Origin of the sequence: Pseudomonas sp. NBRC 111138 (genome assembly GCF_001320835.1) — a bacterium.
Taxonomy (GTDB): Bacteria; Pseudomonadota; Gammaproteobacteria; order Pseudomonadales; family Pseudomonadaceae; genus Aquipseudomonas; species Aquipseudomonas paracarnis.
In genome coordinates this window covers 1-22,397 of record NZ_BCBO01000003.1, presented here as the reverse complement: position 1 = coordinate 22,397, position 22,397 = coordinate 1, and the positions used below count along the sequence as shown (strand labels likewise).

Below are 22,397 nucleotides of genomic sequence, written 5' to 3'. Positions count from 1 at the left end.
TAACGTGCAGTAAACAATTGCTCGACCACCTGATACATCCCGCCTCCTTGTTTTTCCTTTGGTTTGGGAGGTGGTTTAGGCGCCCTAGTGGCGCCTTTTTTACGTTCGAAATGAGCTATGTTCTCTGCACGGCCATGACCTTCACCATGCAGGAGTGAGATTAGAAGATCAGTTTTCGGGGTATTCAGCAACGACGTGGTCTGTGCCTGCCTTTGACAAGCCGATTACGTTATACGCGTCATGTTTCCCGTCCACTTCCATTCCTGGGGAGCCGGCCGGCATGCCTGGAACGGCAATCCCGAGCAGGTCATCACGTTTGCTCATCGCAATGATTTGCTCGGCGGGCACGTGACCTTCAACAAACTTTCCGTTGATGGTTGCTGTGTGACAGGACGAGAGCTCAGGAGAAATCCCGAGACCGCGCTTGATCGCGCTCATGTTGGTTTCCACGTGATCAACGACGGTAAAGCCGCTGGCTTCAAGGTGCTGGACCCATTTCTTGCAGCATCCGCAATTAGCGTCGCGATGTACATCGATCGTCAATGGCTCTGCTGCGTGACTGGCTGAACTGATGAACAGAGCCACGAGAGCAGCGAGACGAAGTGCCCGTCTGCGACGAAGAGAATTATTTCGCATGGGTATGTTCCTTCCCATCAGTATGTGTATGTGATTTGGGCTGTACGGTTGGAGTCGGGGCCGCGTCATCTGAAGCTTCCCTACCCTTATGATCGGCGTGGTCCGCAGGCTCCTTTGCAGACGGCGCTGCGGAGGGGCCATGGGCATGTGCCGTGTTTTTCTCGTCATCATTAGCGCGGACTTCCGCCCTTTGGTTGGCAGCACCTGCGCCACTTTGCCCCTGGGTCGTTCCATGTTGACCCTCATGGTTGTGCATCACGCTTTCGCCACCACCGTGTTGATGGCCACCGCTACTCGTGATCAGGGCTTTGTATTGCTCTGTATGAAGTGACGGAAGCTGCTGGAGAAATGCGACCATCCCCTATATGTACGGATCGGCCATGCTTTTGCCCCACGCGGGCATGCCGGTGGATTTGATGCCGTGCTTGATGATCCAAAAAGCTCCGGCTGGGTGCCCATCGACGCCCAGTTTTGAAAGGTTCGGAGGTGCGGGGTAAAGGCTGTTACTCAGTTCGGTGCCTGTAAGGCCCGGAGCCAAATGGCAACCGACACACATCGAGTTGTAGTTGCCAGCACCTTCACGGATGAGGGCTTCTTGGCTCAGGTCGGGGACCTGAATGTCGCGCGAGCGCACTTCGATCGAGCGATCCCGAGCAATAGAAAGTAGCGCGTAGACAGGGGCAGAGTGGGGATCATCCGCCCCGACATTGATCACGCCGAAATATACCACGCCGGCAGCCGCTGCTACGGTGGCCAGACCAGCAGCTATCAGTGCCTTCAGTGTAATCTTCATGCCCGGTTCTCAGAACCACATCCGGATACCGGCGACAAAGCGTGCCTCGCTGGCATCTTCACCTTCCTCACGTGCAAAGTCTGCCGTATTGCCATAGGAACGGCTCCAACTCACCCCGATATAAGGGGCAAATTGGCGGACAATCTCATAACGCAATCGGAGCCCCACTTCGGTGTTGGCTAATCCGGACCCGATGCCGCGCTGAGGGTCATTCTTCCCATAAAAATTGACCTCGGCCGTCGGCTGCAAGATCAATCGATTCGTCAGCAGAATGTCGTAATCGCCTTCCAGTCGAGCAGCCGATTGACCGTTCTCACCGATGTAGGCAGTCGCTTCGGCCTCGAAGTTGTAGAGGGCCATGCCCTGAATGCCGAGTGCGGCCCAGGTTTGAGGAGACCCTGGTTTGAAATCCTGTCGTACACCGGTGACGACGTCCCACCACGGTCCGATGGAGTGCCCCCAGAGCGCGGATAATTCAGCACTTTCCGTCACGCCATTGGTACGTTCGCCTTCCGAGCGCAACCACAGTCGATCAATGTCACCGCCGATCCATCCTTTCGCATCCCAAGCCAACGCACTACCGTTGTCAGCATCCTGGTATTCAAACTTATCCAGCAGCATGAAAGAGTTGATTGTTTTGTCGTGGACACCATGACCAGCGACATCTGGAAAGGCGGCTGCACGGTCAGCATCGGTAAGTACGGGGACAGGGGTTCGACTGGTTGTCGTCGTCCCTTCATCCATACTTTCCATGCCGGTCATTTGACCGTCGTCCATTTTCATCTTGCTGTGGTCCATAGCCCCCATGTTGCTATGGTCCATCGCTCCCATGGAGCCATGGTTCATCTTCGAGTGATCCATCTCTTCAGCGGCGTGAGCCACGGCAAAGAAGACAGGACTCGTAGAAACTGCCAATACCATCAACGTTGGGCGTAAAAAATTCTTGGTCATGATCTCAATCCGCCTTCTTGTTTTCATGGTCATGATCCATCGACTCATGGCGCATCTTGGTATGAGGTATCGTCGCGTGATTCGGCGTTGCCTCGTTTGACGTGGTCGCAGTCTTGTTCGGCGCATCCGCAGAAGTAGCAGGTGAAGGATCACCACGTTCTTCGACTGCCAATGCTACGCAGGAGAATCCACCCATCAGGCCAAAAGCAAAGAGGCAACCGATCAGCGATTTACGATTTAGGTGTGTGCTCACAGATCGTCTCCTTTACTCATCAACCCGTACTTCACGGAACATGCCCATTTCCATATGGAAAAGCAGGTGGCAGTGATAGGCCCAGCGACCTAAAGCATCGGCGGTTACTCGATAGCTGCGCTTGGTACCCGGTGGCATGTCGATTGTGTGCTTACGTACCATGAACTTGCCGTTTTCATCTTCAAGGTCGCTCCACATTCCATGAAGGTGGATGGGGTGCGTCATCATGGTGTCGTTTACCAAGGTGATGCGAAGACGCTCCCCGTACTTGAGACGAAGGGGCTCAGCATCAGAAAATTTGATGCCGTTGAAGGACCAGGAAAACTTTTCCATGTGACCGGTCAGATGCAGCTCAATGGTGCGATTGGGCTCTCGGCCATCAGGGTCCTGGAAAGTGCTCTTCAGATCTGAGTAAGTGAGCACCCGTCGACCGTTGTTCCGCAAACCGATACCTGGATCGTTCAGTTTTGGCGTTGGGTTCATGGCCTGCATGTCAACCAACGGGTTGTTGGTTTCGGACGCTGGGTGAGATTGCATCTCGCCTCCCATACCGCCCATCCCTGCCATCTGGCTGTGGTCCATGCCGGCCATGTCGGACATGTCGCCTTTGTCCATCCCCGCCATCTTGCTGTGGTCCATGCCGGCCATGTTGGACATGTCACCTTTGTCCATACCTGCCATCTTGCTATGGTCCATGCCGGCCATGTTGGTCATGTCACCACTGCCCATGCCGGTCATCCCGGTCATGTCACCTTGGTCCATTCCCTGCATCTTGCTGTGATCCATGCCAGCCATACCTGACATGTCACCCTGTTTCATATCGCCGCCGCCCATGCCAGCCATGCTGCCATGGTCCATGCCAGCCATACCGCCCATGCCCATGTCATCCATGGTCAACAGCGGACGCGGATCGATCGCCGGTACCGGTGCTTTCAGTCCTTCACGAACTGCCAAGGTCCCCCGCGCATAGCCGGTTCTATCCATGGACTGGGCAAAGATTGTGTAAGCCTCCTCGGTGGCAGGCTCAACAATCACATCATAGGTTTCTGCCACGGCGATTCGGAATTCATCGACACTGACTGGTTGGACATATTGGCCGTCGGCCGCCACCACGGTCATTTTCAAACCAGGAATGCGAACATCGAAATAGCTCATCGCTGAGCCATTGATAAAGCGCAGGCGTAGCTTCTCGCCAGGCTTAAAAATACCGGTCCAGTTGCCGTTCGGCGCTTGGCCATTCATGAGGTAGGTGTAAGTATCCCCGCTGACGTCTGCCAGATCAGTTGGGTTCATTTTCATTTCGGCCCACATTTTCCGGTCGGCGACGGCAGCAGACCAACCTTGCTTGCTGACGTCGTCGATGAAGTCGCCCACGGTACGTTTGTGGTGGTTGTAGTAGTCCGATTGTTTCTTGAGTTTGGCCATGACGCGCCCAGGATCCTCATCGGTCCAGTCAGTCAGCATCACCACATAGTCGCGATTGTATTGAAACGGCTCAGGCTCTTTCGAATCGATGACTATTGGCCCGTAAACACCTGCCTGCTCTTGCAACCCAGAATGGCTGTGGTACCAGTACGTGCCGTTTTGATGCACCTTGAACTTGTATTCGTACATGCCGTCGGGCGCGATGCCGTGGAAGCTCAAACCCGGTACGCCATCCATGTTGGCAGGCAAAATAATGCCGTGCCAGTGGATGGAGGTGTCTTGATCCAGACGGTTCTTCACGCGCAGAGTGACCGTCTCCCCTTCGCGCCAACGCAGCAAAGGCCCCGGCAACGAGCCATTGATGGTCATGGCTGTGCGCGGCGAGCCAGTGATGTTTACCGGCGTTTCACCAATAAACAGATCAAATTCGTTGCCGGTGAGGACGCTCGGCAGGCCGGGACTGGTCACTGCCCATACAGGAGTGCGCCACAGACCAAGGCCACCAAGGATGCCGCCGGCGGCCAGGCCTTTAACGAATGTCCGTCTAGAGGTTTTGGAATGCATGCCGTTTATTTCCGATCAGTCAAAAGGGAGCCGTTCAAATCAACCCGTGAGTTGGCAAGATGAGCTTCGCGTACCGAAAAAAAGACGAATTTTTCATTGCAAGCGAGCTCAGAAATTGCCACATCTAAACCACCTTCGTGATTACATTTCTGTCAGCTTGGCCGCGTGCCTGATCGTTCAGCAGTTTTTATGGTCCATCGCTTTGGCTTTGCTTTCAGCGACAGGCGGTTGAGCGCTCTGCGTTTGAGCTACCTGGTACGATTCCATCGAATTCGTCCTGGCCACTTCCATACGTGCGAAAGTCCGGTCACCACCGCCTTCAGCCATGGCCAGAGTGGAAACAGTCAGCGCTGCGACGACGAACAAGGTTTTGATGGTGTTCATATGGGCTACCTCAGATGTGTGAAAATATCCCCTCTGAATCACATCATGGATTGGACTCTTTGGGGGTGAGCAAAAGACTCAGTTGGACTATAAGAGACACCCCCTGTCAGGAAGCTTAGGCCAATATTACAGTTGTGTCAGTTTGGAATATTTTTCTTGAAGTACACGCTATTTAATACGTATGGTCTCCATCTTTTCGCATTGCGCGACTTTTATTGAATATAAGATTGAAGTGTAATCATTGCTTTGGGTTCCATTAATTCTCACGGAGGCGATGTTCTAGGTCTCTGCATTAAAATTAATAGGAGACTTGAATGCGCTGCTGCAACAGCTGGGTGTTCAATGATCAAAGAAGATAGTAATGCCACCGAGGGTGATTAATTGTGAGTATTAATTTTGAGAAAGCATTAGGCTCCGCAGAAAGAGCGTTAGTTTATCGTGGCCAAAGAGCTGAGATCTTAAGTAACAATATCGCGAACGCTGACACTCCGAACTTCAAAGCCCAAGACTTGGATTTTTCTACTGTGCTCGCCAGCCAAACCAAAGAACCTGCTACCACTGCGTTTTCTTTGAAAACAACAAACGCAAAGCATTTTCTTAAGAAAGAATCGGCGGTGGCTATATACGGGCGCGACTTGCTTTACAGCACGCCGGCTCAGCCTGCCTTGGACCAAAATACTGTCGATCAGCAGGTCGAGGTCGCGAAATACACGGAAAACGCGATACGTTTCGATGCCGCTTTTACTCGGCTAAATGGAGCATTCAAGGGTTTGCTCAAAGCTCTGCGCGGTGACTAGCAGCATAGGCGCATGCGAGCCAACTTTGGCCGATACAGCGGCTCAGGTACTTTCGGATTCAAAGGTATTCACCATCAGACGACGCTCTACTCAGGAGCAGGCGTCTCCATTCAATGGCTGATCTTGGAAGGAAAACCAACAGCCTCCACAGCTTTACGGAGCTGTTCAGCGTTTTCGCTACTTTCAACACTCACCTTACCGGTTGATCGATCGACGGAGACCGTAGCGTTGTCGTCCAGTGCCTGGATCGCTCTGGTGATTTTGCCGACGCAGCTGCCGCAACCAATGCCTGATACATCTAAGACGACCATGTGAATTACCCTCGTGCTGAGCGGTGTCTTTTCCCCGCAGCGACAGCATCGACGTTGACACCATGGCAAGGTCAACGATTATCTAATCAAAGCCGTGAGCGCAGATTTCGAGAAGTTTTATGGGACTTGACCACTCGGCTGCTAATTAGCTCGCTACCATTTGAACGGTTTCCAGGAGTGCGTCCTATTGTTCTCGTCGGTAAAGGTCGGCTAACGGCAACATTGCGGCTCTCTCGCTTGATCCAACGATTTTGTATGCCTCTCGTTTCGTCAACGGCTTTGATCTGTCCTCCCGCGAACCTTGCATAGGTATAGGGGGGAGGCCTATCATGCGACCCTATATAGGTAGGGGGGGTATAGCGTGGGTCATATCGCATCACACAAAGACGATCTTCTTAAACGTGTAAAACGTATTGCCGGGCAAATTCAAGCTGTTGAACGAGCATTGGAATCGGACTTCGACTGCGCCAAGACACTACATCTTGTTGCGGCCACTCGGGGTGCCATCAACGGGCTGATGGAGGAGATCATCGAGGATCACGCACGAGCACATGTCGCGAACCCCGCTCTCAGCGAAGAAGAGCGTAACAAGGGCGTCGAAGAGCTTCTTGAAGCTATCCGCCGGTACTCCAAGTGAATGCATCCAGGTAAACACGTATGAGCAGGACCGACATCGATTACACACACGACCACGTGTTTCTAGGCTCAGCGCACGATGAGAATGCCAAGCGTACGCTTTGGGTTGTAGCACTTACGGTGGTAATGATGATCGGGGAGATCACCGCCGGCTATATCACGGGTTCGATGGCGTTACTGGCCGATGGCTTCCACATGGCAACCCATGCCGGCGCATTGGGCATCGCGGCGGCCGCTTACGGATACGCAAAACGCCACGCTACCAGCCAGCGCTACAGTTTCGGTACAGGAAAGGTTGGAGACTTGGGCGGGTTCGCCTCGGCGCTGATTCTTGGCATGATTTCGTTGGGCATTGGCGTTGAATCGTTCATGCGTTTGTTGCAGCCAACACCGGTTCAGTTTGGCACCGCGACCCTCATCGCCGTTGTCGGTTTGCTCGTCAACATTGTCAGTGCCCTGCTGCTGGGTCATGGGCATGGGCATGGGCATGGACATGGACATGGGCACGACCACGATCACCCTCATGCCCACAACGGAAACGACAACAACTTGAGGTCCGCCTATGTCCACGTCGTTGCAGACGCGCTGACGTCGATTCTGGCCATCGCTGCCTTGCTTGCCGGTCGATATCTGGGTTGGGTGTGGCTCGACCCGGTCATGGGTATCGTCGGCGCTATCGTTATCGCGCGTTGGGCCTGGACCTTGATGGGGGTAACTGCGGGCGTGTTGCTCGATCAGACCGACGCGCACGTTGCCGAGGAAATCCGCGAACTCGTTGAGAAACCTGGTGGCGCTACCATTACAGACTTGCACGTTTGGAGGGTGGGACCTCAAGCGTGCGCGGCGATCGTCAGCGTTCTAGGTGAAGCCACTGTGAACGCCGAGAGCATTCGTGAGCGTCTCAAAACAGTTCACGAAGTCAGCCACCTGACCGTCGAGTTCCGGCAGACATGACTCAGCGCCTGTCCAGCACAACCTCTATAGGACACACCGATGCCGCCCGGTAAACGTGAACTGGCTCGGATCGAGCGCCAGTTGATCGTCACGCTCACCGACGCGTGCGAAACAGCAAAGGACGAGATAAAGGGGTTTATTTGGCTCACTCACACCGCTGACCTAAGTGCGTTGGCTGAAACCCTGAAGGTCATCTGGGTGTTCGAAACCCTGGCTGACAGGAAGCGGGCCGAGATTGACGCGAAGGCCCGCATCTTTGAGTTGACGGCGATCGCCTTGAAAGAGGCCAATCTTGACCTGCCTGTTTCAGACCGCAATGTCCGCTTTGACTCGGAGCAAGAGTGCCAACGCACGCACATAGGCGACTGGAAACGTCGCGTGGCTCAACTACATAAAGCTAAGGGGGACTGACCATGGCAAAAGAAATCGAGAATCCTTGTATCTCGGTTTGCCAACTCAGTGGTGATCTGTGTGTGAGCTGCGGGCGGAATAAGGAAGACATCAGAAAGTGGAAGCGCATGAAGCGGCCCGAAAAAATGGCCGCTGTGCAAAGGGCGAATGCGCGCTTAAAGGGATTGAAGAAAGCACATGGATCGCCATTCCCCCCGAGTTAAAACCGCTGCAATTTTGAAGGTCAGTCAACTCGGGTATTCCTCAGCCTCAATGCATTGAAAACTACCGACGCGGAACTGACGCTCATGGCTATGGCAGCGATCATTGGCGACAGGAGGTGCCCCGTCAATGGATAGAGCAAACCAGCGGCAAGAGGTATACCCATTGAGTTGTAGAGAAAAGCAAAGCCCAAATTCTGGCGCATGTTTTTAACTGTGGCGACCGAAAGAGCTCGTGCTCGTAAGATCCCCATCAGGTCACCTTTGACCAGCGTGAGTTGCGCGCTATTCATCGCCACGTCAGTCCCCGTTCCCATGGCTATCCCCACATCTGCTCGCGCCAGGGCCGGAGCATCGTTGATACCGTCACCTGCCATGGCCACTTTTCGCCCGTGTTGCTGTAGGTCTGCCACCAGACGTTCCTTGTCTTGGGGTTTGACTTCACCGTGGACCTCTTCAATCCCCATCTCCCTGGCGACAGCCCGAGCGGTAGTAAGCCCGTCCCCAGTAGCCATGATGATTTTCACGTTGTGAGCCTTAAGCTTGGTGACGGCCTCTTTTGAGGTTGGCTTGATCGGATCTGATACGGCCAACAAACCTGCCAATGCGCCGTCGACGGCGAGGTAGATAATACTGATGCCGTCAAGTCGCAACACCTCAGCGCGCTCTTGTAGGGAGTTGGTGCTCACGCCTGCGGCTTCCATCAACGCTGTGTTCCCCAGCTGGAGCTTCTTGCCATCGACAACGCCACTGACGCCGATACCCGAATCCGACTCAAAGGATTCGGGCTTGGTGAGCTTTATGTTCTCGGCTCGGGCGTGATCGACGATCGCATGTGCTAAAGGATGCTCGCTGCCCTGATCAAGGCTGGCAGCCAGGTGAAGGACGTCGTCGGGATTGAAGGTGGGAGTGGCCTCCACGCTGTGAAACACGGGCCGTCCCTCTGTCAGGGTGCCTGTCTTGTCGACAATCAGCGTGTCGATTCTGCAAAGGCTTTCAATTGCACTGGCATCTCTGAACAAAACACCCATGCTGGCTGCTTTACCTGTCGACACCATGATCGACATAGGCGTAGCAAGTCCCAACGCACAGGGACAAGCGATGATCAGCACGGCGACAGCGTTGATTAGACCAAACACCCAACTGGGCTCAGGGCCGAAAAGCCCCCAACCGATAAATGTCATTATCGCAATCGCGATAACACCCATCACGAAGTAGCCGGCAATCGAGTCGGCCATTCGTTGCATCGGCGCCTTGGAACGCTGAGCTCTCGCGACCATCTGTACGATCTGGGACAGCATGGTTTCGGCACCGACCTTCTGGGCCTCCATCACCAGGCTCCCATGCGTATTCAGCGTGGCGCCGATCAGGCTATCTCCAGCTTTCTTCATTACCGGGACTGGCTCGCCAGTGAGCATCGACTCATCCACCGCACTTTCACCCTCAAGTACCGAACCATCAACTGGCACCTTTTCACCCGGTCTGACCCGTAAGTGGTCTCCCAGGTGCACATGTGTGAGAGGAATGTCTTCCTCCTGGCCATCGGCATTGATCCGGCGTGCAGTTTTGGGCGAAAGGCCGAGAAGAGACTTAATGGCGGCGGAAGTTTGTGATCGGGCTTTGAGCTCAAGGATCTGGCCAAGCAACGTGAGCGAGATGATGACCGCTGCCGCTTCGAAGTAAACGCCGATACGTCCATCTTGCATGAAATTGGAGGGAAAACTTTGGGGGAAGAGCGTTGCTATGACGCTGTACAGATAAGCTGCGGCGGTGCCCAACCCAATCAGAGTCCACATGTTGGGACTGCGATTTTTAACCGAGGCCAGTCCCCTTACAAAAAAAGGCCATCCTGCCCATAAGGTCACGGGTGTCGCCAGAGCGAACTCGATCCAGTTTTGAGCCGAACCATGAAGAAGTTGTAACGAGTGACCCGCCATCGCGAGCACGGTTACGACCACGGTTAAGGGCAGCGACCACCAGAAGCGGCGATTGAAATCCCGGAGTTCAGGATTTTCTTCTTCATCAAGCGCCGGCATGACAGGCTCTAGTGCCATGCCACATTTAGGACAGTTACCGGGGCCGGTCTGCCGTATTTCAGGATGCATCGGGCACGTAAATTCAGTGCCCGTTTGTACCGCAGACTCCGGCGTTGTGCTGCCTGACTCGTTGCGCACCACGTGGCCACTGTAGCGCTCAGGGTCCGCTCGAAACTTCTCCTGACATTTCAGGCTACAGAACCGATACGTCTGTCCTTGGTAAGTCTCAGCAAATTTACTCGACGAAGTGACTGCCATTCCACACACCGGGTCATGTAGATCAGCATCATCCCGGGAAGCAGCATGGGTGTGATTATGGTCGTGATGGCCAGAGGTGGTAGGCATGTCTATTCCCCTTGTAAGGTGCTACTAGAAATGAGCATATTCAGTACAACGCTGATTTGCGGCTCCACAGTGGTGCGGTGATGTTTCCGCACGGACCCCGGCTGAGAAGCGTTGCTATGTTACTTGCGACTTAGCGTAGCCAACTCTTGCGTCGGGCCGGCAGAAACAGCCGACCCGGTTTATTTCAGATCAAATTCGCCGACCATTCCCGATTGGTAATGCCCCGGCACGTTGCAGGCAAACTGAAGCCCTGCACTGTCGTTGAAGGTCCAGATCAGCTCTTGGGTTGAGCCAGGCTCAATCAGGACACTGTTAGGGTCGTCATGCTCCATTGCGACCATCTTCATTCCGCCCATGCCGTGGCTCATGCCGCTCATCTTCCCGGTACCGGTAGGGCTTAATGTTCCGTTCTTGAACATGCTTGCCATTTCTTTCTGGTGTGCTGCATGAGCAGCGGCTTTGCCGATGTTGAACTCATGCAGCAGCGAACCCTCGTTGCGAAGGACAAAGCGGATTGTTTCACCAGGTTTTACGTCGATGCTTTTAGGCTTGAAAAAAATGTCGCCCATCTCGACCTCTACAGTGCGGGTAACGTCAGAGGCCACACCAGGCTGGCCTATGTCGTCTTGTCCATGCCCAGCATTAGCCATAGCCGTAGCAGCGAAAAAAAGGGTCATTGCTGCGATGAACGGGGTAGCGAGCGTAGTTTTCATGGTGACCTCAGGAATACGTGGGAACATTGGCTATGCTAATGATGCTCAGCTGCCAGCTAACTGACTTGGGCATTACTTCTTTGTCAGTTTTCTAAATAGATACGGCGTCCAATTGACGCCGCAACAAGATGCTGACAAGTACTTATCCTGGGGGCGTTTATTGATGGTTTTCTGAAAGCATCAATTTGTGCTCGCGCTGCATCTGGCGCAAAACGTCGTCAACAATTTTGTCGTGCTTCTCCATCCAGGCTAGATGCTGTTGGGGTGACATTGAGGCATCTGGGTGATCGTTGTGGAGCTGGCTCATGATGTCGCCAAGCATCTTCATGTGTTCTGCCATGTGGACGTGACGCTCTCCTTCAGGGGCTTGTTCAGCTTTCATCAACGTGGCCTCGGCCTTGTCGCGCAAACCTTCCATACGCTCAATCACACGATCTCCGCCGCTTTCAGCCCACACAGAAGCCGAGACCAGTATCGAGCTTACAAAAAACAGCATTTTCAGGTGGTTCATCGGGGTAGCTCCTCATGAGGGAATCCGACTTCCATACGATTCATCGCTCAGAGGTCGGTCGAGCACCAATGAAGTGCTCATGTCTGAACCCTAGCCAGCACTCGCTGACATCTACCTGAAGCCAAGATTACTTTTCTGTCAGTTGCTGGTTGGCTGCCAGTTTTCGTTGCAGACTCCGCTTAACCTTTATCTGAGAACGACCTCATGAGACTTCTTGTCGCTGAAGACGAACCAAAAATAGGTATCTATTTGCAGCAAGGGCTCAACGAGGCCGGGTTCAATGTCGACCGTTTCACGAATGGAAAAGAGGCGCTTCAGCACGCTTTGAGCGAAGCCTATGATCTGCTGATTCTCGACGTCATGATGCCGGGTTTGGATGGCTGGGAAGTCCTGCAGAAGGTGCGCGCTTCCGGGAAAGACGTCCCGGTGCTTTTTCTCACCGCCAGAGACCGCGTTGAAGACCGAGTGAAGGGACTTGAACTCGGTGCGGATGACTATCTGATCAAACCCTTCGCGTTTTCTGAATTGCTTGCTCGAGTCAGAACGCTGCTGCGTCGCGGTAGCAGCGCACCTTCGCAAACCTTTATGAAACTGGCTGACCTTGAAGTGGACCTGCTCAAGCGTCGAGCCATCCGAGGAGGCAAACGCATAGACCTTACGGCCAAAGAGTTCGCGTTGCTTGAGCTTCTGCTGCGTCGTCGAGGGGAGGTGCTGCCAAAGTCTCTTATCGCCTCCCAGGTTTGGGATATGAACTTCGACAGCGATACCAACGTTATCGAGGTTGCAGTGAGACGGCTCAGGGCCAAGATAGACGACGATTTTGAGGTCAAGTTGATTCATACCTCAAGGGGAATGGGTTACATGCTCGATGCACCAGATTCGGAGTCGTGATGAACCGGATGTCCCTGACGACTCGTATGAGTCTGATGTTTATGCTCGCGGTAACGGCCGTGCTCACGGTCGCCGGACTCAGTTTCAATAACCTCAGCCGGCATCATTTCAAGATGCTGGATCAGCAGGCATTGTACGAAAAACTCCACTCGACCCAGCGGATCTTGTCCGGGCTGAGCAACATCGATCAATTCAGCGAGGCTAAACCGGAGTTAGAAGCGCTGCTGGGCGCACACCGTGATTTGACTGCGCTTATCATCGATGGCGACGGCAAGGTGCTGTTTGCGGATCCCGGCCCGGTCGACGTTCCGAAGGCGTTTCGAACAACCACAAACACAACCGTCTGGGAATGGCGGGAGCAAGAGCAGATGTTCCGTGGTGTGACTGCGCAATCCGTAGTGACGGGACAAGAAAGGCCATTAACTGTCATGTTGATTTTTGACGTTACGCAGCATATGTCCTTTTTCGAGACGCTCGAACGATGGTTTTGGATAGGGTTGGTGATCAGCGCATTGGTCAGTGCTGCACTCGGCTGGATGGTAGCTAGCAGTGGCATGCGGCCTATCCGCCAGGTCACATGGGTTGCTGCCTCCATGTCAGCAAAATCACTCAAGGAGCGTATTCCCCTGGCACCCGTTCCGAAAGAGCTTCAACAGATGGTGTTGTCGTTCAACGCCATGTTATCCAGGCTCGACGATGCATTTGTCCGGTTATCCAACTTTTCGGCAGACATTGCCCACGAACTACGGACCCCCGTGAGCAACTTGATGACCCACACTGAAGTGGTGCTTTCGAGAAAAAGAAACATCGAGGACTACGAAGACAATTTGTACTCCAATCTTGATGACTTGAAGCGCATGAGCCGGATGATTGATGACATGCTTTTTCTGGCGAAATCTGACAATGGTCTAATTACGCACGAGAGCAAGCCAATAGACCTGGTGGCTGTCGTGGAAAAATTGCTTGAGTACTACCGCCTGTTGGCTGATGAACGAGGGATCGAGCTCAAGGTTTCAGGACGGGGGAGCGTGCGAGGTGATGTTCTTATGCTCCACCGAGCGATTTCCAATCTGCTCTCAAATGCGCTGCGCTACACCTATGAAGGGACGTCAATCAGTGTCGATATTCAGCACAAGGATGCGTCGGTAACGGTTGTCGTGGAAAACTATGGTGAGCCCATTGCCCCCGAACACCTTGAAAAGCTGTTTGATCGTTTTTATCGCGTGGACCCAGCGCGGCGAGAAGGAAGTCCGAGCAACGCAGGGCTAGGTCTGTCAATTACCCGATCAATTGTCGAAGCGCACAATGGCAAGATCTGGTGTACGTCAGGCGACGGGAAAACGGCTTTTCATCTTGAGTTTCCGGCCGTCGATTCCACGGTTAGCTGAGCGACAAAACATTGGGACCAACGACGTCTTGGCGTTCTGCGTTTGCTACGCCTCTGCGGATTTTTCAAAGTGATTGAGCTCCCCTGTCCTGCGGTACGCCGTGTCTTTTCCAGGTCTTGCTACGCTCAACGATTAGATGCCAAACATCGGATCAAGCTGACTGAAATGTAATCGAACAGTTTGTGATCGTGTGGCATCGTGTTCTCGCACTGTGACGTTAGGGCTAGCGAGTTTCTCCTGTTCAACCTGGCGAAGAGGACGGGGGCTCCAAGTTAATCAACAGTGGTTTTTAAAGAAATTAAAAACTAGTTCCTCCCAAAAAACCTCGAATCAACAGCGCTTGCTGTGAGGAGTCTTGCATGTCATTCCTTAAAACTACGTCCGTGGCTGTTGCAATCACTGCTGGTTTGCTTCTGAGTGCAGTGGCCCAGGCACATCCAAAACTACTTTCTTCCACTCCGGCAGAAGGCTCGGATGCGGCGGCTCCGTCGAAAATCGAACTGCATTTTTCTGAGAATCTCACCACTCAGTTCTCCGGTGCAAAGCTGATCATGACCGACATGCCAGGCATGCCTAACTCACCCATGGGTGTAAAGGCCGCCGTCGCTGCTGGTGGTGATCCGAAAACCATGGTGATTACGCCGGCTGCACCGCTGACCACCGGCACCTACAAAGTTGAATGGCGTGCAGTGTCTTCGGACACCCACCCGATCACCGGCAACTTTTCATTCAAAGTGAAATAATCCATGAGCGACTCATTAAATATCGTGGTTCGCTTTGCTCTCTATTTTGACCTGATGTTGTTATTTGGACTGGCCATATTTGGCTTGTACAGCCTCAGGGGAAAGGAAAGGGTATCGGGCACGGTCTTGAACTTTGAGTCGCTTCTCTACGGTACTTCTGTTGCAGGTGTAGTTCTGTCCCTTGCTGCGATGTTGTTGCTTGCAAAAGCAATGAGCGGTGTATCGGAGCTTATGGAGCTACATCACCACATTTTTGAAATGGTCATCATGGGCACCGACGTTGGGCTGACCTGGATGGTTCGGATAGCCGCCTTGGTGGGGGCAATTCTGGGCGTCGCGTTGAATAAACGATATCCGACACCCAGCCTCTGGATCGTCACCGTCTGTGGAGCAATCGCGTTGGCCACGCTAGCCTGGACGGGGCATGGTGCCATGGACGAAGGCAGCCGCCGCTACTGGCATTTTCTCAGCGACATTTTCCATTTATTAGCGGCAGGTGGCTGGTTGGGTGCTCTAGCGGCCTTCGCTCTACTGCTACGGTTGAAATCGCTGAAGGGTGAGGAGGAAGCACGTATTCTTGCCCGCGTGCTGACTGGCTTTGAGTCGGCCGGCGGTGTGATTGTTGCGATCATAAGCGTTACGGGAGTAGTAAATTACCTTTTCATCGTCGGTCCCAACCTTGATGAGGTCATGCTCAGTACCTATGGCCAGTTGCTGTTTTTGAAGATCCTGCTCTTTGCCGGGATGATCGTTTTAGCGACGCTGAACCGCTTTCACTTAAGCCCGCTATTGGAGCGCTCGGTTCGCAATGGTCAATACTCTGTAGCGGTCAATGCCTTGCGCCGCAGCATGAAATTCGAATTCCTGATGGCAATCCTCATCATCTGTCTTGTCGCATGGTTAGGCACGCTAAGTCCTGAAATGGAAATGAGCGCGCAATAGAGGTTTCTGGCAGCTAACCCAGAAGCCTGGAGCGTGATTGTTAGCACCATTTCTACTGGCTACACTTCAGCCCATGACACGCTGTCTACGGCTTTGCCTGATTTTCCTGATTAGCCTGGCGCTTCCCCTCAGCGGGATGGCGGGTGTTCAAGCGCCGGAGAGCCATGTCCAATGAAACCCTTGGATGGCGGATGACAACATGGGCCAACGCTGCCGCCGTGACATGAAGTCCCCCGAACTCGGTGAACCCCGTAAGCCGAGCAAGGGTGCAAAACAGGCGGTAAGCTGCACATTTCAAAGCGGCAATGAATTTACCCTGTCGCACGGTTAAGCACTTTGCGTCAGAAATTTAATAAGCACGGAGGTGTCGGTGGTTCAATAATGATAACTGAGCACGGTTAACTTAGAGCTATTACCATCGATTTTCCCACATGTCGCCGCATGCGGTTTTAATGGGATGGCAAATTTGCGAACCACAGGACAATCCTAAGGCACGCATCCTGAAATAAACCAAGATAGCGGACTTTATTGCACAATGACGATTCTCACCTCGTACAATCTCTACGCACATGGAGTCTTTTGCCGCGTTAACTACGATTCGACAATGATTCAATGATGCGACATTGCTCTATAACACCACCGTGGCAGCAAACACTCAGTCGTGTCAGTTCGGCTTCTAAACCTCGTAAGTCCTGAATACGGATTCGAACTTGTTGGAGTTGCCCTTGCACTTTCGCATCCACAGCGGCGCAGGAAGCGTCGCGTCGGTCAGCCAGGCCGAGTAGATCGCGAATGTCATCGACGCTGAACCCAAGCGCGCGGCTGCGACGGATAAACAGCAGCCGGTTGCGCTCTTCATCTGTGTAAAAGCGATAACCCGACGGTGATCTTCCAGCAGAAGGCAGCAGCCCTGACTGCTCGTAATAGCGGATGGTTACGGCTTTGGTATCGGTCAGCTTCGCCAAGGCACCGATCGTGTACGTGGGCGCATTCATTTCTCTTGACCCTATAGTTGCTGGAATCCTCATTCTACTCGCGTCAGGCAACAAGCAAATCCTTGCTCACCGTTCTACCGATCGCCAGGCCTCTGATCGATGAAAACCCTCCCCGCCGATCTCTTCAACTCGAGTTTGGACGCTTTGCTCTGCACATGGCTGCTTACCTTCGTAGCAGAGCTTCTGTGCTGCTCGTCGGCCGCCGCATAGGGCAAGTGCCCTGTGTGCTTTGCTGTGAGGACGGGATGCCGCCTGATATTAGCGTCACGAAATAGGACGCCGTTGATGCCAACACCGTAGGCGCGAGGGGAAGCAGCATTTCCTATCTACTACCGGCCACTTACTCACTGTGATCACGTTGAACATGAATGGTCGCTGGTGGATGCCTTAAGGCATCGAAGAATCTCTTGACCTTATAGTGGCTATAAGGTGTTCACTCTCGCCATGAAAAGCGGAGAGCGTTCTCATGAAAAACTGTTGCGGTGACGAGCAAGCACCAAAAAAGCCAGCGGGCGTGGACGTTTTTGACCCTGTCGCATCCGGGAGCTGCTGTGCGACTTCCGCAACATCGGGTGAAGACGAAACCGATCGAGATCGAACTACCAGTTGCTGTTCTTCTAAGACCTCGGACGTGAATCCTGCGCTTTCAACAACCAAAAGTGCGGATGGCTGCTCTGCTGGAGGCAACGGCGGAAAGACAAGCTGCTCCACTTCATCTCCGACATCTTCTCAATATCCACCTACCGAACCGAACGAGCCCACCACCTCGGTTGTTACCGATGCATGTTGCTCTGCATCTGGAACGGATGGCCCAAGCGCGTGCGCATCCAAAGTGTCATCAGCCGTTGTCAACGACACGGCTCGCTTGAGTCGTTTCCGGATTGGGCAAATGTGCTGTCCTACCGAGCAGGCGATGATTGAGGGCAAGCTTGCAAAGATGCCTGGAATTCAGAAATTGGAATTCAACATGATGAACCGTACTCTAGGTGTCTGGCACGAATTGCCACATACCCTGGGAATCGAAGCGGCCGTGTCATCGCTTGGTATGCAGGCGGAACCGTTGAATGGCGCGGTCGACGTACCAGGCGCGGATAAGCAGCAAAGCCAGTTTGAAGCTGAATCACTGCGCAAAAGCACCTGGTGGCCGTTAGCGCTGTCTGGTATTGCTGCGGTAGGCGCGGAAATTTTGCATTTCACCCAGGCAGCCCCCGAATGGGTGATTGCTGCTGTAGCTTTAATCTCGGTAGCACTCTGCGGGCCCGCGACTTACAAGAAAGGTTGGATCTCTCTCAAAAATTTCAATCTCAACATAAACGCGTTGATGAGCATTGCGGTGACGGGAGCGGTCCTGATTGGGCAGTGGCCAGAAGCGGCGATGGTCATGTTTTTATTTACTGTTGCCGAATTGGTTGAGGCCAAGTCGTTGGATCGTGCACGCAATGCGATCAAAGGACTGATGGACTTGACCCCAAATCATGCAACGGTGCGCCAGGCAGACGGCAGTTGGCTGGACGTAGATGTCAAAACCGTCCAGATCAGCTCCTTGGTTCGAGTTCGCCCCGGCGAGCGCATTGGTCTGGATGGCAACGTGATCTCCGGCAACTCTACCGTAAACCAAGCCCCTATCACCGGGGAAAGCTTGCCCATCGAGAAAGCTGTCGGTGACCCTGTTTATGCCGGCTCGATCAATGAGTCCGGTTCCTTCGAGTACCGCGTGACGGCTGAGGCCAGCAATACGACACTGGCCCGGATTATTCATGCTGTGGAGGAAGCCCAAGGTTCACGCGCCCCGATCCAGCGGGTCGTCGATAAGTTCGCCAAGGTTTATACGCCATCGGTGTTTTTCTTCGCCCTTGCCGTTGCGATATTCCCGCCCCTGTTTATGGCCGGATTATGGGCTGACTGGATTTATCGGGCGCTGGTGCTTCTGGTAGTCGCTTGCCCTTGCGCACTGGTGATTTCGACCCCGGTGACCATTGTAAGCGGCCTCGCGGCAGCGGCGCGAAAAGGCATTTTAATCAAGGGCGGGGCGTACCTGGAAAGCGGTCGCAAGATCACCCATCTGGCCTTGGATAAAACTGGGACCATTACCCATGGCAAGCCCGTACAGACCGATTTCCTGCCTCTAGCTGATGGATTATCTAGAGATTATCGCATTGCCGCCGCGAGCCTTGCCCAACGTTCGGATCATCCGGTTTCGCGGGCTATTGCCAAACAAACGGCCCAGCAATCGCTGCGGTTGCTGGAAGTGGATAACTTCGAAGCGCTGCTGGGCCGAGGGGTCCGCGGCGAGATCGAGGGTAAGCGCTACCAGTTGGGTAACCATCGTTTGTTGGAGGAGTTGGGGTTCTGCTCACCTAATACCGAAGCCGCCCTGGGCCACCTTGAGCGGCAAGGGAAAACTGTAGTCATTCTGTCCGATGACAAACGGGCGCTGGCGTTGTTTGCAGTCGCCGATACGGTAAAAGCCACCAGCCGAGCCGCAATCGAGGAGCTTCACGCGTTAGGTGTGAAGACTGTGATGTTGACAGGGGACAACCCACATACCGCGCTGGCAATTGCCGCGCAGGTAAACATTGACGAGGCCAAGGGCAATCTCCTACCGATCGATAAGCTCAAAGCCATCGAAGCCTTGATCGATCATAAAGGCACCGTCGGCATGGTCGGTGACGGAATAAACGATGCCCCTGCGCTTGCTCGGGCTGATGTGGGCTTCGCGATGGGGGCAGCTGGCACCGATACGGCGATCGAGACTGCTGACGTAGCAATCATGGATGATGATTTGCGCAAGATTCCTGCCTTCATTCGTCTCTCCCGCCAGACCGGAGCAGTACTTACGCAAAACATTGCGCTCGCGCTGGGCGTTAAAGCCATCTTCCTAGCCGTTACGCTCACTGGTCACGCTACGATGTGGATGGCGGTATTCGCGGATATGGGGGTAAGCCTGTTGGTAGTACTGAATGGCCTGCGCTTGCTGCGCAAATGATACGGACACGATGCCTGCTTTGCTGTTCCAAGACCTGGATCCCAGTGGGTGATACCGCACGAGCAAGAGTCAGTGCTTTTCAAAAAATACCAGTTTCAGATGTACTGGAACGGTTACTACGGAATAGCCAATGAACGGTTTCCCAATGACAGCTCGTGTACAGCCGCCTACTTTGTGGTGGGGAATTGCAGCGGTCCTGGCGTTGATCGATCAAAGTCTAAAGCTTGGCGTCGAGCACCTTTATGAGCTGGGCTCATCGGTCGCCGTAGGCTCATTTTTCAACATAGTGCATGCACGCAATACCGGCGCCGCGTTCAGCTTCTTGGCTGACGCTGGAGGCTGGCAGCGTTACCTTTTCGTTGTTGTTGCGCTAGCCGTAGCATTGACGCTCGTCGCGATCCTTCAACGGGAACGTCACTGGAGCGAAGTCTTGGGCTATTGTCTCGTTTTGGGTGGGGCTGTTGGCAATCTTATCGACCGTTCTTTGCGAGGCTTTGTCGTGGACTATCTGGATTTTCACTATCAAGGCTGGCACTGGCCCGCGTTTAATCTCGCAGATATATGTATTGTCAGCGGCGCATCGTTTTTATTGGTCATAAGCGTGATTAGCCCCGCGTCGCCAAGCAAACGTTGACGATGGAGCGCCACCTTCCAGTACGTGTCCTAAGGTGGTCTGGTCGCGCATGGCTAACGCCTGGGTTAGCGGTTTTTGCTGGGCATGCTGGTCATCAAGATTGGCATCAGCATCAGGCTCACCAAATAGCTATAGGTATCGACGTGCCTGTAACAGTGGAATGCCTGCCGCGTCAGCACACCGAGTTTGCAGTGTTTATTCCAGCCGGTGTTCGGCATCGAATCAGCGGAGCCCTCATCGTTTCAATCTACTTGGACGTCTTGGCAGAAGAGGGCCAGGTTTTGCCGAAGACCATGACGCCGATTCCGATCAATATCGCCCCGGCTGACGCCGCACTAATTGCTGACTCCTTGAAGGCAGGCGCGGGAGACACTCGGTCCGCAGTGCGAAAAGCCCTACAGATAACCGATGCACCTCCAGTCGCCGATCCTCGCCTGGCAATAGTCAGCACGGCCATTTACCAGGGCATGGTACGACGTGAAGAGTTGGCAGCACTGGTACACCTGTCCCCAACTCGATTCTCGCATTGGTTCGTGGAACAAACCGGTTTGCCGCTGCGTAGCTATGCTAAATGGCTACGACTGACCCAAGCTGTTCGACATCTGGCATCCGGAGAACCTATAACCACCGCTGCGCACGCGTCAGGCTTCTCCGACTCAGCCCACTTTTCCAGAACCTTTCGCTCGCTGTTGGGTATAGATCCCTCATCGGCGCTCGCCGAAGTGAGCTTGCATTAAGCGACTAGGTTAGAGGCTTGCGGCCTTAGCTACAGGCCGCTCGCCGATTGGAATAGTTAAGCTTTTAGAGCCAGGATTCGACGTGCGCCGTTCAAAACGATCAGGCCAACGACCGTACCAATCACCAAGTCTGGGTACGGAGACCCTGTCCAAGCGACCAATGCTCCTGCAGCGATTACGCCAACGTTCGCAATCACATCGTTGGCTGAGAAAATCCAACTCGCTTTCATGTGTGCTCCTCCTTCGCGGTGGCTGTAGATCAGCCACAGGCAAGTGACGTTTGCCACCAGCGCGACGGCGCCTATCCCCATCATCAGCATCGATTCAGGTTCACTGCCATAGAGAAAGCGTCGAGCAACTTCCAAAAGCACACCCAAAGCTAGAATGATCTGAAACATACCTGCCAGGTGTGCTGCACGTACTTGCATTCCCGCGCTGCGGCCGACCGCAAAGAGGGCCAGCCCGTAAACGGCCGCATCAGCAAACATGTCCAGCGAGTCGGCAATCAGCCCCGTCGATTGGGCAATCAGGCCAGCACTCATTTCGGCGAGAAACATTGCACCATTGATGCCGAGCAATATTTTTAATGTGCTGGCTTCCTTTGAAGCGTTTTGCTCTTCATTGGCACTGTTGGCTGATACGGACTCTGGGCTGATGGGCTGCGTATCTAATAGCCTTGCCCCCAAGCCAAGTGACTCCAACTTGGTAGCGATCTGCTCTACGGCCCCTTCGTGAAAAACACTCACCTGTCTACCGGATAGGTCAAAAGAAAGTGAAGCTATTTCCTGCAAGCCATTCAGCGCGAGTCTGATCATCCGTTCTTCGGAAGGACAGTCCATTTTTGGTACTGAAAATTTGCTGATCCATGTCCCTTCATTTAATGGCTTAGCTGCTGCTTCTGGGCCTGCTGAAGCCGGGCCACAGCCACAGGATTTGTCACACGAACTCATGGGGCCGCTCCTCTAAATACACTTGATCCTGTCGATTACAAACCTTCTAGCCGCTATAAGGTCAAGCGAGGATATTCATCATTCGATTGTAGCTCTTTCGTTCAATCCAAACGCCAGCCTGTGACTTATCGTCTTCGCTTCCTAAAAGGAGGTGAGCGATGATCATTATTTTCCGATACGTCATACGTTGGATGAGCTATCCGCTCATATT

Annotated in this window: 23 protein-coding genes and 2 pseudogenes; 13 read left to right on the top strand and 12 right to left on the bottom strand. The window is 53.6% G+C overall.

The features are described from left to right. Positions 1-168: 168 nt before the first annotated feature. The 6 genes and pseudogenes from APH41_RS00725 to APH41_RS00705 form a co-directional block, all read right to left on the bottom strand. Entirely contained in the window at positions 169-636 is a 468-nt protein-coding gene (locus tag APH41_RS00725) for a DUF411 domain-containing protein (RefSeq protein WP_032872163.1), read from the bottom strand. Then, positions 626-1,429, bottom strand: a pseudogene (locus APH41_RS29220) (cytochrome c). Before APH41_RS29220 ends, APH41_RS00725 begins: the two are co-directional and overlap by 11 nt. 9 nt (positions 1,430-1,438) lie before the next feature. Continuing rightward, positions 1,439-2,413 (bottom strand): copper resistance protein B, encoded by a 975-nt coding sequence (locus APH41_RS00715; RefSeq protein WP_019816897.1) that lies wholly within the window; start codon positions 2,411-2,413, stop codon positions 1,439-1,441. Next, a complete protein-coding gene (locus APH41_RS28685) occupies positions 2,385-2,633 on the bottom strand; it encodes a hypothetical protein (protein WP_131670796.1) in 249 nt (82 codons plus the stop codon). The genes APH41_RS00715 and APH41_RS28685 overlap by 29 nt, the downstream gene beginning before the upstream one ends. A 12-nt stretch (positions 2,634-2,645) precedes the next feature. Then, on the bottom strand, positions 2,646-4,622 hold the full coding sequence (locus tag APH41_RS00710; protein ID WP_034115529.1) for a copper resistance system multicopper oxidase: 1,977 nt from the start codon (positions 4,620-4,622) through the stop codon (positions 2,646-2,648). A gap of 177 nt (positions 4,623-4,799) precedes the next feature. After that, positions 4,800-5,006 (bottom strand): co-regulatory protein PtrA N-terminal domain-containing protein, encoded by a 207-nt coding sequence (locus tag APH41_RS00705; RefSeq protein WP_019816895.1) that lies wholly within the window; start codon positions 5,004-5,006, stop codon positions 4,800-4,802. A gap of 383 nt (positions 5,007-5,389) precedes the next feature. Here APH41_RS00705 and flgB point away from each other — a divergent pair, with 383 nt between their 5' ends. Then, complete coding sequence (gene flgB / locus APH41_RS00700) at positions 5,390-5,803, top strand: flagellar basal body rod protein FlgB (protein ID WP_019816894.1); 414 nt, start codon at positions 5,390-5,392, stop codon at positions 5,801-5,803. Positions 5,804-5,913: 110 nt separating this feature from the next. Here the strand turns inward: flgB and APH41_RS27710 are convergent, their stop codons facing one another. Beyond that, the gene (locus APH41_RS27710) at positions 5,914-6,114 is read right to left on the bottom strand and encodes a heavy-metal-associated domain-containing protein (protein ID WP_019816893.1); all 201 of its coding nucleotides are present in this window, start codon (positions 6,112-6,114) and stop codon (positions 5,914-5,916) included. A gap of 361 nt (positions 6,115-6,475) precedes the next feature. Here APH41_RS27710 and APH41_RS00695 point away from each other — a divergent pair, with 361 nt between their 5' ends. From APH41_RS00695 to APH41_RS27705, 4 genes are read left to right on the top strand one after another with little or no spacing between them, the layout of a single operon-like run. Then, a complete protein-coding gene (locus APH41_RS00695) occupies positions 6,476-6,751 on the top strand; it encodes a metal/formaldehyde-sensitive transcriptional repressor (protein WP_019816892.1) in 276 nt (91 codons plus the stop codon). A 20-nt stretch (positions 6,752-6,771) separates the two neighbouring features. Then, on the top strand, positions 6,772-7,704 hold the full coding sequence (gene dmeF, locus APH41_RS00690) for a CDF family Co(II)/Ni(II) efflux transporter DmeF (protein WP_019816891.1): 933 nt from the start codon (positions 6,772-6,774) through the stop codon (positions 7,702-7,704). Positions 7,705-7,743: 39 nt separating this feature from the next. Beyond that, positions 7,744-8,115: a hypothetical protein gene (locus APH41_RS00685; protein ID WP_045061253.1), complete on the top strand. Its 372-nt coding sequence runs from the start codon at positions 7,744-7,746 to the stop codon at positions 8,113-8,115. Between the two features lie 2 nt (positions 8,116-8,117). After that, on the top strand, positions 8,118-8,318 hold the full coding sequence (locus APH41_RS27705; protein ID WP_019816980.1) for a DUF1289 domain-containing protein: 201 nt from the start codon (positions 8,118-8,120) through the stop codon (positions 8,316-8,318). 20 nt (positions 8,319-8,338) lie between these two features. On the opposite strand, the gene APH41_RS00680 is transcribed toward APH41_RS27705, so the two are convergent. The 3 genes from APH41_RS00680 to APH41_RS00670 form a co-directional block, all read right to left on the bottom strand. Continuing rightward, complete coding sequence (locus tag APH41_RS00680; protein WP_024014913.1) at positions 8,339-10,696, bottom strand: heavy metal translocating P-type ATPase; 2,358 nt, start codon at positions 10,694-10,696, stop codon at positions 8,339-8,341. A gap of 179 nt (positions 10,697-10,875) precedes the next feature. Continuing rightward, complete coding sequence (locus APH41_RS00675; RefSeq protein ID WP_019816982.1) at positions 10,876-11,409, bottom strand: plastocyanin/azurin family copper-binding protein; 534 nt, start codon at positions 11,407-11,409, stop codon at positions 10,876-10,878. Positions 11,410-11,566: 157 nt separating this feature from the next. Next, complete coding sequence (locus APH41_RS00670) at positions 11,567-11,920, bottom strand: co-regulatory protein PtrA N-terminal domain-containing protein (RefSeq protein WP_024014911.1); 354 nt, start codon at positions 11,918-11,920, stop codon at positions 11,567-11,569. Between the two features lie 204 nt (positions 11,921-12,124). Between APH41_RS00670 and APH41_RS00665 the strand changes: the two genes are divergently transcribed. The 5 genes and pseudogenes from APH41_RS00665 to APH41_RS29580 form a co-directional block, all read left to right on the top strand. Further along, positions 12,125-12,811 carry a heavy metal response regulator transcription factor gene (locus APH41_RS00665; protein ID WP_019816984.1) on the top strand — a complete coding sequence of 229 codons (687 nt, stop codon included), beginning with the start codon at positions 12,125-12,127 and terminating at the stop codon, positions 12,809-12,811. Further along, entirely contained in the window at positions 12,811-14,199 is a 1,389-nt protein-coding gene (locus APH41_RS00660; protein WP_019816985.1) for a heavy metal sensor histidine kinase, read from the top strand. The genes APH41_RS00665 and APH41_RS00660 overlap by 1 nt, the downstream gene beginning before the upstream one ends. A gap of 359 nt (positions 14,200-14,558) precedes the next feature. Then, positions 14,559-14,942, top strand: coding sequence for a copper homeostasis periplasmic binding protein CopC (gene copC / locus APH41_RS00655; RefSeq protein ID WP_024014909.1), 384 nt, complete (start codon positions 14,559-14,561; stop codon positions 14,940-14,942). A gap of 3 nt (positions 14,943-14,945) precedes the next feature. Beyond that, positions 14,946-15,884 carry a copper homeostasis membrane protein CopD gene (gene copD, locus APH41_RS00650; RefSeq protein WP_019816987.1) on the top strand — a complete coding sequence of 313 codons (939 nt, stop codon included), beginning with the start codon at positions 14,946-14,948 and terminating at the stop codon, positions 15,882-15,884. Positions 15,885-15,957: 73 nt separating this feature from the next. Then, a pseudogene (locus APH41_RS29580) lies at positions 15,958-16,181 on the top strand (hypothetical protein); the annotation flags it as partial. 290 nt (positions 16,182-16,471) lie between these two features. Here APH41_RS29580 and APH41_RS27700 read toward each other — a convergent pair. Continuing rightward, positions 16,472-16,879, bottom strand: coding sequence for a helix-turn-helix domain-containing protein (locus APH41_RS27700; protein ID WP_019816989.1), 408 nt, complete (start codon positions 16,877-16,879; stop codon positions 16,472-16,474). Between the two features lie 913 nt (positions 16,880-17,792). On the opposite strand from APH41_RS27700, the gene APH41_RS00640 reads away from it, so the two are divergent. From APH41_RS00640 to APH41_RS27695, 3 genes are all read left to right on the top strand, one after another. Beyond that, positions 17,793-19,865 carry a heavy metal translocating P-type ATPase gene (locus APH41_RS00640; protein ID WP_232392676.1) on the top strand — a complete coding sequence of 691 codons (2,073 nt, stop codon included), beginning with the start codon at positions 17,793-17,795 and terminating at the stop codon, positions 19,863-19,865. A 130-nt stretch (positions 19,866-19,995) separates the two neighbouring features. Beyond that, positions 19,996-20,499: a signal peptidase II gene (lspA, locus tag APH41_RS00635; protein WP_054916999.1), complete on the top strand. Its 504-nt coding sequence runs from the start codon at positions 19,996-19,998 to the stop codon at positions 20,497-20,499. 143 nt (positions 20,500-20,642) lie between these two features. Further along, positions 20,643-21,236 carry a helix-turn-helix transcriptional regulator gene (locus APH41_RS27695; RefSeq protein WP_225568928.1) on the top strand — a complete coding sequence of 198 codons (594 nt, stop codon included), beginning with the start codon at positions 20,643-20,645 and terminating at the stop codon, positions 21,234-21,236. A 56-nt stretch (positions 21,237-21,292) separates the two neighbouring features. Here APH41_RS27695 and APH41_RS00630 read toward each other — a convergent pair whose 3' ends face one another. Continuing rightward, positions 21,293-22,186, bottom strand: coding sequence for a cation transporter (locus APH41_RS00630; RefSeq protein ID WP_032872266.1), 894 nt, complete (start codon positions 22,184-22,186; stop codon positions 21,293-21,295). Between the last annotated feature and the right edge of the window lie 211 nt (positions 22,187-22,397).

Excerpts from the sequence above, each read along its gene's own strand:
- copC (WP_024014909.1), top strand. The coding sequence starts at position 14,559 with ATGTCATTCCTTAAAACTACGTCCGTGGCTGTTGCAATCACTGCTGGT.
- APH41_RS00670 (WP_024014911.1), bottom strand. The coding sequence starts at position 11,920 with ATGAACCACCTGAAAATGCTGTTTTTTGTAAGCTCGATACTGGTCTCG.
- APH41_RS00680 (WP_024014913.1), bottom strand. The coding sequence starts at position 10,696 with ATGCCTACCACCTCTGGCCATCACGACCATAATCACACCCATGCTGCT.
- APH41_RS27710 (WP_019816893.1), bottom strand. The coding sequence starts at position 6,114 with ATGGTCGTCTTAGATGTATCAGGCATTGGTTGCGGCAGCTGCGTCGGC.
- APH41_RS00665 (WP_019816984.1), top strand. The coding sequence starts at position 12,125 with ATGAGACTTCTTGTCGCTGAAGACGAACCAAAAATAGGTATCTATTTG.
- copD (WP_019816987.1), top strand. The coding sequence starts at position 14,946 with ATGAGCGACTCATTAAATATCGTGGTTCGCTTTGCTCTCTATTTTGAC.
- APH41_RS00705 (WP_019816895.1), bottom strand. The coding sequence starts at position 5,006 with ATGAACACCATCAAAACCTTGTTCGTCGTCGCAGCGCTGACTGTTTCC.
- APH41_RS00710 (WP_034115529.1), bottom strand. The coding sequence starts at position 4,622 with ATGCATTCCAAAACCTCTAGACGGACATTCGTTAAAGGCCTGGCCGCC.
- APH41_RS00660 (WP_019816985.1), top strand. The coding sequence starts at position 12,811 with ATGAACCGGATGTCCCTGACGACTCGTATGAGTCTGATGTTTATGCTC.
- lspA (WP_054916999.1), top strand. The coding sequence starts at position 19,996 with ATGAACGGTTTCCCAATGACAGCTCGTGTACAGCCGCCTACTTTGTGG.
- APH41_RS27705 (WP_019816980.1), top strand. The coding sequence starts at position 8,118 with ATGGCAAAAGAAATCGAGAATCCTTGTATCTCGGTTTGCCAACTCAGT.
- APH41_RS00685 (WP_045061253.1), top strand. The coding sequence starts at position 7,744 with ATGCCGCCCGGTAAACGTGAACTGGCTCGGATCGAGCGCCAGTTGATC.
- dmeF (WP_019816891.1), top strand. The coding sequence starts at position 6,772 with ATGAGCAGGACCGACATCGATTACACACACGACCACGTGTTTCTAGGC.
- APH41_RS27700 (WP_019816989.1), bottom strand. The coding sequence starts at position 16,879 with ATGAATGCGCCCACGTACACGATCGGTGCCTTGGCGAAGCTGACCGAT.
- APH41_RS00630 (WP_032872266.1), bottom strand. The coding sequence starts at position 22,186 with ATGAGTTCGTGTGACAAATCCTGTGGCTGTGGCCCGGCTTCAGCAGGC.
- APH41_RS00675 (WP_019816982.1), bottom strand. The coding sequence starts at position 11,409 with ATGAAAACTACGCTCGCTACCCCGTTCATCGCAGCAATGACCCTTTTT.
- APH41_RS00725 (WP_032872163.1), bottom strand. The coding sequence starts at position 636 with ATGCGAAATAATTCTCTTCGTCGCAGACGGGCACTTCGTCTCGCTGCT.
- APH41_RS00715 (WP_019816897.1), bottom strand. The coding sequence starts at position 2,413 with ATGACCATGAAAACAAGAAGGCGGATTGAGATCATGACCAAGAATTTT.
- APH41_RS00640 (WP_232392676.1), top strand. The coding sequence starts at position 17,793 with ATGATTGAGGGCAAGCTTGCAAAGATGCCTGGAATTCAGAAATTGGAA.